The sequence below is a fragment of the Nocardia sp. NPDC003693 genome, from assembly GCF_053981095.1.
Genome location: NZ_JBSFNO010000032.1, coordinates 83,486 through 94,084, shown reverse-complemented (window position 1 = coordinate 94,084; position 10,599 = coordinate 83,486). Strand labels below are relative to the sequence as shown.

Here is a 10,599-nt window from a genome sequence, read left to right as displayed (position 1 = left end):
GGCTCGACCTCCGCCCACGGCGTCAACACGAAAGCGCGGTTGTGCGCCTGCGGATGCGGCAGGGTCAGGGTGCACACCTCTAATCGGTGTGGCGCCACGGCGTGTCGCGCTTGCTTCAGTTACAGCGAATCGGTCCGCTCCGATGACAACGGAGCGGGCCGCTCAGTTGTCCTGCTCGAACCGGCGACGGAACCGATCCTCCATTCGCGCCGAGAACCCGCCCTGCTTGCGCGGCCGGCCACGGCCGCCGCCGGGACCGGGTCCGGCGGCGGGATGCTGCTCGTCGCCGCGGGTGCCCTGGGAGTTCATCCCGGGGCCACCGATCAGCAACAGCACTCCCGCGCCGAACATGACAATGAAGCCGATCAAGCTGATGATCGGGAAGTCGCCCAGCTTCACGGGCGCGGCTATGCCTGCCACGAGTAAGAACAGACCGAGGACGAACAGAGCCGCCGATTGGAGTCTGCGTCGGCCGGTAGCGGAACGTAGGCGTCCACCCCGAACCGTCGAGGCGAACTTGGGGTCCTCAGCATAGAGCGCGCTCTCGATTTGTTCGAGCATGCGCTGCTCGTGCTCGGAGAGTGGCACGGTACCTCCCCCGGCACTAGGTGGTGGCGGTCGCCTCCGGGTAAGCGACAGATAGCCGGCGTTGGCGGCTGTCTGCCCCAATAATACGAGTTCGATCAGCGAGCTACCACCTACTCGCCGGAACTCAGGCCAGCATTCCCGGAACCCATCCCGTACCGGGACGCAAACGAGACGTAGAAGCGAGCAGATCTTCCACGTCGTGCAGGAATGCCCCTACCCGCGAAGCGAACTCATCGGCGCGCCGATCGTCCACCTCCCGCGGCAGACCGGCCTCGAGCGCCGCGCGCGTCTCGGACTGCCCGGTGAAGTAGTCGGCCCACATGACGAACTCCGGCGCGGCCTTCTGCATGAGCACCCAGGCATTGCGGGAACGGGCCCGGGGCGCGCGGTCGGCGCCCGTCAGCGCGAGCACCGCGCCGGCGCCGCGCAGGGCGGCCAGGTAGGCGGCGCGGAAACGCTCGGTCGGATCGTGCTCGCCCGCGGCCTGCATGAGCAGGCCGTCGGCTCGGCGCAGCAGCTCACCGGCGCGGCCGGGGTAGCCGGAATGGCTCTGACGTTCAGTTGTACCGGACATCGGGCACCTCCCCACTCGCATACCCCACGTTCCCGGGTACCTCTTCCGAAGCAGATGAGCCACCACGAAGATCGAACAGGCATTCGAAGGTTTCAATTGTGTCTGAATATAGAGACGCCCACCGACAAGTTCCGGAAATCGACCCCGCTCGCGGGGACGGAATCGCGGACGGCGCGATGTCGGCACTATCGTCGACCCCGTCGAGTCACTGTCCGCTTCGCCGAACCCCCACCCTCGTCAACGAGAGCCGCGCCTGCCCGATGACCGCCGTCACACCCAACACCACGCCCGCACCCGTCGTCGTCGATCTGTCGGCGGCGACCCTGCGAGCCCGGCTGCACGACGCCCTCGCGGTGTACGTCGCGGCGATGGACTACCCGCGCGGCACCGAGCATCAGCGCGCACCCATGTGGACCGAGCACACCACCCGGCCCGGCTGGCAGTCCGTGGCCGCGGTGCTGCCCGACGACGACGGGCGGCTCGACCTGCGCACCGCGCCCATCGTGGCCATCGCGTACGGCTATCACGGCGCGCCGCACCAGTGGTGGCATCAGCAGGTGTACAGCGGCATGCGCCGCACCGGCTGGCCCGAGCACGCGGCGCGGGAACTGCTCGCGGACTACTTCGAACTCACCGAACTGCACGTGCATCCGGCCGCGCAGGGGCGCGGCATCGGGGAGATCCTGCTCACCCGGCTGCTGCAGAACCGGCCCGAGCGCAGCGTGCTGCTGTCCACGCCCGAGGTGGACCACGAGGCCAACCGGGCCTGGAAGCTGTACCGGCGGCAGGGTTTCGGCGATGTGGTGCGGCGCTTCATCTTCGCCGGGGACACCCGGCAGTTCGCCGTGCTCGGGCGGCAGCTGCCGCTGTGAGCGTGGTGATCATCGGCTCGGGCCACAACGCACTGGTCGCGGCCTGCTACCTGGCACGCGACGGGCACGCGGTGGAAGTGCTCGAACGCGACACGGTGCTCGGCGGGGCGGTGTCGACGGTCGAGCGGTTCCCCGGACATCTGGTCGATCGCGGGTCGTCGGCGCACATCATGATCCGGCACACCGGGATCGTCGAGGAGCTCGAGCTCGACCGCTTCGGACTGCGGTACATCGATTGCGACCCCTGGGCTTTCGCGCCCGCGCCGCCCGGCTCGGATGCCCCGCCGCTGGTGTTCCACCGCGACGTCGAGGCCACCTGCGCGTCCATCGCGGCCGCCTGCGGTGCGCGCGACGCGGCCGCGTACCGGGAATTCGTGCGGGTGTGGGCGCCGCGCACCGCGAGCGTCATGCGCTCGTTCGGCGGCGCGCCCACCCCGGGGCGACTGTTGCGCTCGTTCTGGGGGCTCGACGCACAGGGCGGCGGCAGCGCGCTCTCGCGCGAGTTCCTGCAGAGCGGAGACGCCCTGCTGGACAGCCTTTTCGACGACGAGCGGCTGAAAGCGGCCCTGGCCTGGTGGGGCGCGCAGTCCGGGCCGCCCATGTCCGAACCCGGGTCCGCGCCCATGGTCGGGTTCGCCGCGCTGATGCACACCCTGCCGCCCGGGCGGGCGGTCGGCGGCTCCGGCGCGCTCAGCGCCGCGCTGGTGGCGCGGCTGCGCGCCGACGGCGGCGTGGTCTCCCCCGGCGACGCGGCGGTGGCGCTGACGCGCGCGGGGCGCGGCTGGGTAGTGCGCACCGCGAGCGGGCGAGAAGTCCACGCGGACACCGTGATCGCGGGCAGCCACATCCTCACCACGCTGAATCTGCTGGAGCAGGGTGGTTTCGACACCGCGACGCTCGAGAGTTGGCGGCGGCGCATCCGCGTCGGCCCCGGAATCGGCATGGTGGTGCGGGCCGCCACCTCGGCGCTGCCCAAGTACGCCGGGGCCGAGACGGCCGAATCCGCCCGCGGGCTCCAACTGCTCGCCACCGATCGCCGCCACCTGCGGGCCGCGCACGGCGCGGCCCTGGCCGGGGACCTGCCACCGCGCCCGGTGGTGCTGGCCATGAGTTTCAGCGCGCTCGATCCGAGCATCGCGCCCCCGGGGCAGCACCAGCTCTCGCTGTGGGCGCAATGGCACCCGTACGCGCTGGCCGACGGCAGCTCCTGGAGCACGCGCGCCGACCGCGAGGGCGACCGCATCATCGCCGAGGTGGACACCTACGCACCGGGTTTCGCCGACACCGTGCTCGACCGCCACGTCCAGACCCCCGCCGACCTCGAACGCGAGATGGGCCTGCTCGGCGGCAACGTCATGCACGTGGAGATGTCCCTGGACCAGATGTTCCTGTGGCGCCCCCTCCCCGAACTGTCCGGCCACCGCGTCCCCGGCGCCCCCGGCCTGTACCTGACCGGCGCCTCGACCCATCCCGGCGGCGGCGTCTCCGGCGCCAGCGGCCGCAGCGCCGCGGCCCTGGTCCACCGCGACCTGCGCCGCCCCCGCCTCCGGCTTCCCCGCCGATGACAGACTCCGCCCTACCCGGCTTCCCGACAACTCCACACCCGACGTGTGCCCTGGTCGGACGGCGCCCGGCTCGCTCCGCGACCAACCCCCCGAAGCGTCGGCTCGACGACGGCATCGGTACCGCCGATGACTCGAGACGTGCTCGCCGCCGACCGAGCACGCACCCGCCTGCCTCCCACGCGCCGGGTGCGGTGTCCGCATCACGCCGCCACGGCCGTGCCCAGCCCTGGTTCGGGCACCCGGGTCACGCTCGACAGCACCTCGGCCGCTCGCCGGAGCCTTGCCGCCGCGCTCGACACCAGGGTCGAATCTGTCCCACCGGGAACCGGATTCGATCCGGCATCGCACCCGGTGATCCACGACGTGGCACCGACGTTCGGCCGCACGAGGAAGACTTGCAGCTGATCAGCATGACCGGGCCGTTTACGACCGCGTCGGTTGGGCGCCGGAGCACGGCGTGTTGAGCCGGAGCGCCGAGCCGACAGGGGTGTTCGCGGCGGGGCGGGGGACGTGGGTGGCGGTCGCGCCGGCTGTGTTGCTGGTGCTCGTGCAGATCTCGTACCCGCTGGTGGACGGTGTCGCTAGGGACCGGGTCACGGTCGCGGTCGTGCTGTTGTCGGCGGGGACGGCGCTGGTGCACGCGGGGCTCACGCGGGGAGTGCGGTGGGCGGCGGGACTGCTGGTCATCGTGTCGGGGGCCGGGCTGCTCGCGGAGATCGCGGGGATCGCGACGGGGGTGCCGTTCGGGTGCTACGAGTACGCGAGTGGCCGGCTCGGGCCCGAGGTGGCGGGGGTGCCGCTGGTCGTGCCGCTGGCCTGGACCGGCGGGGTGTATCCGGTGTGGGTGGTGGCCGGACTGCTGAATCCGGCCGGGCGCGTGCGGATTCCCCTGACGGCGCTCGGCGCGGTGGGCTGGGACCTGTTCCTGGACCCGCAGATGGTCGCCGACGGGCAGTGGACGTGGTGTTCGACTTATCCGGGACTGCCGGGGCTCGGGGCGATTCCGGTCACGAACTACCTGGGCTGGTTCGCGGTCGGGCTGGTGATGGCCGGGCTGCTGCAGCTCTGGGATCGGACCGCGGCGGACAGCCGGGCCGCGCTCGTCGTCCCGGTCGCGGTGTTCGGGTGGACGTGGCTGGGATCGGCGCTGGCCCACGCGGTATTCCTGGGGTTGCCGGTGTCCGCCGCGTACGGACTCCTCGGTATGGCGACGCTGGGGATTCCACTGGTTCGGGGGCTGCTGGCCCGTCGAATCACACTGCGGCCCCTGGACCATGGCACGATGTGAGCCGTGCCGAGTCCGATCATCTCCACAGCAGACGACACGCTCGAATCCGACCTCGCGACGGGTGCGCGAGCCTCGGCCCGGCGGCGGCGATCACGCCGGTGGGTGCGAATATCGGCCGCCCTGCTGCTGGCCGCACTGGCCTTCGCGCTGACCGGCTGCCTGCGCGTACAGGCGTCCATGGGCGTCTCGTCCAACGACCGGGTCTCCGGGCGCATCGTGGCCGCGGCCGTTCCGCAGAACGACAAGGACAAGGGACCGCAGCTGGTCGCCCCCGACGCGCTCTCGGGCAAGGTCCGGGTCGACCCGTACAGCCAGGACGGCTACGTCGGCTCGCAGGTGTACTTCGACGATCTCACCTTCGGTGAGGTGTCCCAGCTCGGCGCGCTCTCGGATCAGACCCAGGGCATGTTCACGCTGCAGTTCACCCGGGTCGGCGATCTGGTCACCCTGACCGGCCGCGTCGACCTCAAGAGTCTGCCCCCGCACGGCTCGGACGTGCAGTTCACCGTGGCCTTCCCGGCCCGCGTCGCCACCACCAACGGCACCCGCGAGGGTGATTCCAAGGTGGTCTGGAAGCTCAGCGCCGGTGAGGTGAACCAGCTGCGCGCCGAGGTCGGCTACGCCGATCCCAACACCCGGTCCTTCGCGGGCTGGGCGGGCATCGTCGGCGGCATCACCCTGGCGGTGGCGGCCATGGTCGCGGTACTCGCGTACATGAACCGCAATCCCGATCCGCCGGCGTTCGTGCGCGCCATGCGCTGGGTGCGCCCCGACCACGAACACCGGGTGTGATCGTGTCCCGCACCGGCGAGTTCGCGGTGCGGGCCGGGACTGCCCTCGCCCTGTTCGGGGCGGCGACCACGCTGCTCAATCGAATCACCGTGCGGCAGTTGCGCACCGCTCCGGCGACCGTGGACGAGGTGGTCACGGTCTGCGTCCCGGCCCGGGACGAGGCGGACCGGCTGCCCGCGCTCATCGCGGATCTGCGCGCCCAGCGCGGCGTCGCGGATCTGGGCGTGCTCATCCTGGACGACGCCTCCACCGACGGCACCGAGGCCGCCGCGCTGGCGGCCATCGGCGACGACGAACGATTCACCGTGGTGCGCACCGACATCGCGCCACCGCCCGGCTGGACCGGCAAGAACGCCGCCTGCGCGCGCCTGGCCGAACTGGCCGGCCAGGACTTCGGCGTCCTGATCTTCCTGGACGCCGACGTGCGACTACACCCCGGCGCGCTGGCGGCCGCGGTGGCCGAATTGCGGCGCGGCCGTGCGGGTCTGGTGTGCGCCTGGCCCCGGCAGGACGCCGGATCCGCGCTCGAACGGCTGGTACAGCCGCTGCTGGCGTGGTCGTGGGCCTCGACACTGCCGCTGCCGCTGGGCAATCGGAGCCTGCGCCCGAGTACGGCCGTGGCCTGCGGTCAGTTCCTGGTCTTCGACGCCGCGACCTACGCGCGGGTGGGCGGGCACACCGCGGTGGCCGACCGGGTCACCGAGGATCTGGCGCTCGCGCGGGTCCTGCGCCGGGCCGGGGCGCGCACCGAACTGGTGCCGGGCGGCCGGCTGGCGCGGACCCGGATGTACCGGGGCGCGGGCGAACTCGACGCCGGATACACGCGCTGGCTGTGGTCGGCCTACGGCGGGCCCGCGGGCAGCGCCGGGGTCGGCGTCTACGCCGGACTCGCCTATTGCGCGCCGCCGCTGGCCGCGCTGCTGGGCCGGGGCCGGATACGCCGCGCCGGCCTGATCGGCTACGCGGCCGGGGTCACCGGCCGCCTGCTCGCCAGATCCACCGAGACCGGCGGGCCGCCGACCCGCGCGGATGCCCTTGCGGCGCTGGCACATCCGATCTCGGTGGCGGCCTATCTGGGCCTGTCCGCACGCTCACACCTCGCGCACTCGCGCGGGCGACTGTCCTGGAAGGGACGCGCCCTCGGCGACGCGCGCTGAGCCTCGGCGACGTCTACCGACCCGCCCCGCCGCCCGGGATTACGGCACCGGGGTCAGGCCCACCGTCGGGAAGAAGAAGCAGGAGTTCTCGCCGTTGCGGACCACGCCGAACATGGCGGCGAGCACCGTGCCCGAGCCGGTGTCCACCGGGACCGCCCGCACCCCGCCGCGCGGCAGCGCGCCCGCGAAGAACTGCGCGACCGCCTGCTCGACCATGGGGCGCAGTTCGAGCGGAACCTGTTCGGGGATCATGCCGTTGACGACCTGCGCGAGCGTGCCCATGGGCGCGAAACCGCTGCGCCCGGTGTCGAGGTTGAGCCACACCACCTGCATGCCGGAGGTGTCGGCGCCGTCCGCGTTCACGCCGTACGGCACGAAGGCGTACATGGTCTGGCCGGCCTTGACGGCCGAGAGATCCAGTCCCGGAACGGCTATGGCCTGTTCGGGCCACGGGCCGGGGATCGCGCCCGCGACGGCCGGGGCCAGGCCGAGGGTGGTCCCGGTCAGGCAGTAGGGGGCGGCGGTCGGGTACAGGAAGGGCTGAATCCCCAACTGCTGCAGGCCCTTCACGGTCTCGCCGTAGGCGGCGAGCCAGTCGGTGGGCGCGGCGGTCGCGGTCGCGCCCGCCAGCGCGGTCACGGCGTCGGCCGTGTCCTGCGGGTCGATCCCGCCCGCCATCGCGGCGGCGACGCCCTGGGCCAGGACAGCGGCGACTCCGTTCCCCGCAGCGGTGCCGGAGTCGGCCGTCGCGCCCTGGCCCAAGCTGATTGCCGGAGAGTTGCCTATCTCCGGGGCGGCGGGGGTCACGGGGTCCGCGCCCGCCGGACCGGCGGCGGTGAGCAGCGCACAGGCGCTCAACGCGCCTGCGACACGTACGAGGTGCGGCAACACGGCCATGGTGGCTCCTCAACGTCGCGGTCGAGGTCGCACGCTACTCCGTGGATCAGAACATTCCAGACATTTCGCCCGGCACGCCCGCGTCGGATTCGGTGCGCGCGAAACGATCAGGCGTGCACGGCCGCCGGAGCGACGGTGTACCCCAGGTTCGCCAGGACTTCGCCGGTGGCCTTGGCGAAGTTCAGGGTGATGAAGTGCAGGCAGGGCGCGCCCTCGTCGATGAGGCGCTGAGCCATCTCGGTGGCGATCTCGATACCGGCCGCCCGGACCGCCGCCTTGTTCTCCTCCGGACCGTCGCCGGCGGCCTTGCGCAACCGCTCCATGACCCCGGAGGGCAGCTCGCGCCCGCACAGTTCCACCGCGCGCTGCACGGTCCGCAGCGAGGTGATGGGCATGAGTTCGGGGATGATCGGCTTGGCACCCTCGACCGGATCGAGTGCGAGCGCGCGCTCGCGCAGGCGGAAGTAGTGCTCGGGGTCGAAGAACATCTGGGTGATCGAATACTCCGCGCCCGCACGGAGTTTGGCGATCAGGTGCGCGGTGTCGGTCTCCAGGTCCGTCGAGCGCGGATGCCCCTGCGGGAACGAGGCCACACCCACGTGGAAGTCGCCGAGCTCGCGCACCATGCGCACCAGTTCCTCGGCATACTGCACCCCCTCGGGATGTGCGATCCACTCCCCCAGCGGATCTCCCGGCGGATCCCCGCGCAGCACCAGCAGATTGCGGATACCCGAGTCCGCGTAGGCGCCGACGATCGAACGCAGTTCCGCGACACTGTGATCCACGGCCGTCAGGTGCGCCACCGTGAGCAGGGTGGTCTCGCGCGCCAGCTGACCCGTCACCCGGATCGTGCGATCGCGGGTGGACCCGCCCGCCCCGTAGGTCATGGACACGAAGGCCGGATGCAGGCGTTCGAACTCCCGGGCCGCCCGCCACAACCGGGCCTCGGCCGCGGCGTCCCGCGGCGGATTGAACTCCACCGAGAACGGCACCGACCCGTCCGGGCGCGGCCCGAGCTGTTGAACGATCGAGCGAGTTCCGGACACGAGCGGCGTGCGGGAAACTCGGCCAGGGGTCGAATATCCCCGTACATTGTCGAAACTCACGGCCCCAGTTTAAGGGGCGCCCACCTCCGCCACGCCCGAACCCGCCCCCGCCCACCGCCTCTACCGGCATTTTCCGCTCCGCGCCGGAAAATATCCGCCCCCGGACCGGCCCCCGACGGGCCGAACCTCCCCGCCGCCCACACCCGTGTGGAACCCGACACTTTCCTGGCGTATCCGGCCTGAGCACCCCTGAACCCCATGGCTCATCCACCCTCGGCGCTCGCGGCGGGGTGTCACGCACCCCTCGCGCCGGGCGCCCTCACCCCGGCGCCTCGAGGCGAGCCGCGCGGATCCGCGCGGACCCACCGATCTGATCCGCGGGGCTCGCGACCGGGAACGGAATCGGCGACACACGGACACGCCTTCCATCCATCCCGCCGGTTCGGTAGGACGGCGGGGCGAGGTCGGCGGTGCGGGCGGATGTGCTTCGGGAACCTGCCGCTCGGTACAGTCGGTGCCGAACCCCGCCCGCGGCCGGTCGGCTCGCGGGGTGGCTGTTCGGCGAACCTTTCCGTGTCACCGCGTGGGCGGGTCGCCGAGCGCCGTCGGCCGGGGCCGCGAACGCGTCGCGCGCGAGTGCGCGGCGCTCACCCCCAGGAGGATCCGCTGTCCGCCGGACCCGGTACCCCGACCCGTCAGCCGGTCGGCGCGGAATCGCTCGTCGCCGCCGTGCAGGAACGCCTGACCGCCTTCTTCGAGACCCGGCGCGAGATCGTCGAGCCGCTGGGCCCGGTCGTGGTGGAGGCGGTGCGGGTGCTCGAGCAGTTCGTGCTGCGCGGCGGTAAGCGCACCCGGCCCGCGTTCGCCTGGACCGGCTGGCTCGGCGCGGGCCGCGACCCCGAGGACCCCGAGGCCGACGCGGTGCTCACGGCCTGTGCCGCACTGGAACTGGTGCAGGCGGCTGCCCTCATCCACGACGACATCATCGACTCCTCGCGCACCCGGCGCGGATTCCCGACCGTGCACGTGGAATACGAGCAGCGCCACATCCGCGAACAGTGGATCGGCGACGCCCTGCACTACGGCGAATCCATCTCCATCCTCATCGGCGATCTCGCCCTGGCCTGGGCCGACGACATGACCCGCGAGGCCGGGCTGCCCCCGGCCGCCCTGGCCCGCTTCGGCCCGGTCTGGGCGGCCATGCGCACCGAGGTGCTCGGCGGGCAGATGCTCGACATCCACGGCGAGGCGGGCGGTGACGAGTCGGTCGAGGCCGCGCTGCGCATCAATCGCTACAAGACCGCCGCGTACACCATCGAGAGACCGCTGCACCTGGGCGCGGCCCTGGCCGACGCCGACCCCGAACTCGTCGCCGCCTACCGCGAATTCGGCACCGACATCGGCATCGCCTTCCAGCTCCGCGACGATCTGCTCGGCGTCTTCGGCGATCCGGCCGTCACCGGCAAGCCGTCCGGCGACGATCTGCGCGAGGGCAAGCGCACGGTGCTCATCGCCGAGGCGCTACGCCGCGCCGACGCGACCGACCCGGCCGCGGCGGCCCTGATCCGCGACAACCTCGGCACCGACGTCTCCGCCGAACTGGTCACCGAACTGCGTGCCGTGCTCACCGATCTCGGCGCGGTCGACGCGGTCGAACAGCGCATCGCCGACCTCACCGAACAGGCCCTGACCGCGTTGGACGCCAGCACCGCCACCGCCGACGCCAAGCGCAGACTCCGCGCCATGGCCCTGGCCGCGACGGCGCGCTCCTACTGACGACGGTCCGCCGCACGGGCATTCGCGCGCGGGCTCGGCGCGAA

General features: G+C 72.2%; 11 protein-coding genes. 6 read left to right on the top strand and 5 right to left on the bottom strand.

Going from position 1 to position 10,599, the window contains the following annotated elements:
* From ACWDOP_RS29035 to ACWDOP_RS29025, 3 genes are all read right to left on the bottom strand, one after another.
* Window positions 1-77 (bottom strand): 2-amino-4-hydroxy-6-hydroxymethyldihydropteridine diphosphokinase (locus ACWDOP_RS29035; RefSeq protein WP_456347573.1); only part of this gene is annotated, 77 nt, incomplete at its 3' end.
* 85 nt (window positions 78-162) lie between these two features.
* Entirely contained in the window at window positions 163-588 is a 426-nt protein-coding gene (locus ACWDOP_RS29030; protein WP_454206805.1) for a DUF3040 domain-containing protein, read from the bottom strand.
* 124 nt (window positions 589-712) lie between these two features.
* Window positions 713-1,162, bottom strand: a complete 450-nt coding sequence (locus ACWDOP_RS29025; protein WP_454206803.1) for an SAV_6107 family HEPN domain-containing protein — start codon at window positions 1,160-1,162, stop codon at window positions 713-715.
* Window positions 1,163-1,422: 260 nt separating this feature from the next.
* Here ACWDOP_RS29025 and ACWDOP_RS29020 point away from each other — a divergent pair, with 260 nt between their 5' ends.
* From ACWDOP_RS29020 to ACWDOP_RS29000, 5 genes are all read left to right on the top strand, one after another.
* Window positions 1,423-2,034, top strand: a complete 612-nt coding sequence (locus ACWDOP_RS29020) for a GNAT family N-acetyltransferase (RefSeq protein ID WP_354987296.1) — start codon at window positions 1,423-1,425, stop codon at window positions 2,032-2,034.
* A complete protein-coding gene (locus ACWDOP_RS29015) occupies window positions 2,031-3,599 on the top strand; it encodes a phytoene desaturase family protein (protein ID WP_456347567.1) in 1,569 nt (522 codons plus the stop codon). Before ACWDOP_RS29020 ends, ACWDOP_RS29015 begins: the two co-directional genes overlap by 4 nt.
* Before the next feature lie 487 nt (window positions 3,600-4,086).
* Entirely contained in the window at window positions 4,087-4,887 is an 801-nt protein-coding gene (locus tag ACWDOP_RS29010) for a carotenoid biosynthesis protein (protein WP_456347572.1), read from the top strand.
* 102 nt (window positions 4,888-4,989) lie between these two features.
* Complete coding sequence (locus tag ACWDOP_RS29005; protein ID WP_454206821.1) at window positions 4,990-5,679, top strand: DUF3153 domain-containing protein; 690 nt, start codon at window positions 4,990-4,992, stop codon at window positions 5,677-5,679.
* Window positions 5,679-6,836, top strand: a complete 1,158-nt coding sequence (locus ACWDOP_RS29000; RefSeq protein ID WP_456347571.1) for a glycosyltransferase family 2 protein — start codon at window positions 5,679-5,681, stop codon at window positions 6,834-6,836. The genes ACWDOP_RS29005 and ACWDOP_RS29000 overlap by 1 nt, the downstream gene beginning before the upstream one ends.
* A gap of 39 nt (window positions 6,837-6,875) precedes the next feature.
* Here ACWDOP_RS29000 and ACWDOP_RS28995 read toward each other — a convergent pair whose 3' ends face one another.
* The gene (locus ACWDOP_RS28995; protein ID WP_456347566.1) at window positions 6,876-7,733 is read right to left on the bottom strand and encodes a hypothetical protein; all 858 of its coding nucleotides are present in this window, start codon (window positions 7,731-7,733) and stop codon (window positions 6,876-6,878) included.
* A 107-nt stretch (window positions 7,734-7,840) separates the two neighbouring features.
* The gene (locus ACWDOP_RS28990; protein ID WP_456347565.1) at window positions 7,841-8,839 is read right to left on the bottom strand and encodes a methylenetetrahydrofolate reductase; all 999 of its coding nucleotides are present in this window, start codon (window positions 8,837-8,839) and stop codon (window positions 7,841-7,843) included.
* Between the two features lie 576 nt (window positions 8,840-9,415).
* On the opposite strand from ACWDOP_RS28990, the gene ACWDOP_RS28985 reads away from it, so the two are divergent.
* Complete coding sequence (locus ACWDOP_RS28985) at window positions 9,416-10,555, top strand: polyprenyl synthetase family protein (protein ID WP_456347564.1); 1,140 nt, start codon at window positions 9,416-9,418, stop codon at window positions 10,553-10,555.
* Window positions 10,556-10,599: the final 44 nt, after the last annotated feature.

What these genes read in the sequence shown, in the direction of transcription:
- ACWDOP_RS29020 (WP_354987296.1), top strand. Translation starts at nt 1,423, where the DNA reads ATGACCGCCGTCACACCCAACACCACGCCCGCACCCGTCGTCGTCGAT.
- ACWDOP_RS28995 (WP_456347566.1), bottom strand. Translation starts at nt 7,733, where the DNA reads ATGGCCGTGTTGCCGCACCTCGTACGTGTCGCAGGCGCGTTGAGCGCC.
- ACWDOP_RS29025 (WP_454206803.1), bottom strand. Translation starts at nt 1,162, where the DNA reads ATGTCCGGTACAACTGAACGTCAGAGCCATTCCGGCTACCCCGGCCGC.